The 922-nt window shown below is 43.0% G+C and carries 1 protein-coding gene; it reads right to left on the reverse strand.

The features are described 5' to 3' along the window. On the reverse strand, positions 1 to 922 hold a 922-nt coding region (locus A3763_RS03675), incomplete at both ends, for a sterol desaturase family protein (protein ID WP_068759892.1).

A 922-nucleotide genomic window follows, 5' to 3' on the forward strand; every position in this document is an offset into this window, starting at 1 on the left:
AGAATTAGTAACCCAGATCTATAACTACCTTTATCAAATATGGCCTGATGAGCAAGGAGAGTACCCCGAAATGGGCTTGGATAGGGCGCTTTTGACAAGTATTGTGCCGAACTCACCTTTATAGGGCTGTCATCAGTAGTGATATTTTTGAGCTGGTTAATTCTGTCGGGTGCTTCGTTTTTTACTTCTGATCCAGGGTATTTGTGTTCTTGTTTATAGCGTAAATATTCTTTTATGTACGTGCCAAAATACTTATCCAGATAATGAAGCGCCCCGGCATAGTTGCCTTTAAAGCGTGAATGATGAAAGTCGTGGTAAACCGGGCCGTCATATAAAGGCAAAAACCGCAAAGGATTCCATGGAAAGTCATAGCCTGCATGGCCGTCAGCGGCTTCAATATTTCTAATAATAATCCAGGCATAGAGCACATAAAGATGGCAGCCAAGTAAAATAGGGCCGAGCATGGCTAGACTGCCGATCAAGATGAACTCGATAACATGAAAGTAGTTACCGTCTAATGCGCAGGTGTTGTGAATTCTATGATGGACCGAGTGAACCTTGCGTAGCATCCATTTGTTTTCATGTAGCCAGCGATGCATTAAATAGAAAAGAAAGTCATCCAACAAAAGAAAAAAGATAATTTGAATTACCCAGACGTACCAAGCTGGTATAGGGCCTTCGTGAATATCGCTATAACGGAGAATTGGCCAAAAGATAATGAGGAGCACAAGCATGATCAGCGAATTGAAGCTGATTCTAGCGATATTGGGCCAGAAATATTTTCTTACCTGGAAGGGTTTGTCTTGAATTTTATAGGGCTTTGCCCAATCTGGGTCAAGCCAAGCAAGAATTGTCCAGGGGGTGGCAACGACAAGAAAAGTACCGACACTCAGGGCGAGTGTCGCGACGGGAAAGGCTAAAA

The organism is Oleiphilus sp. HI0128 (assembly GCF_001635365.1).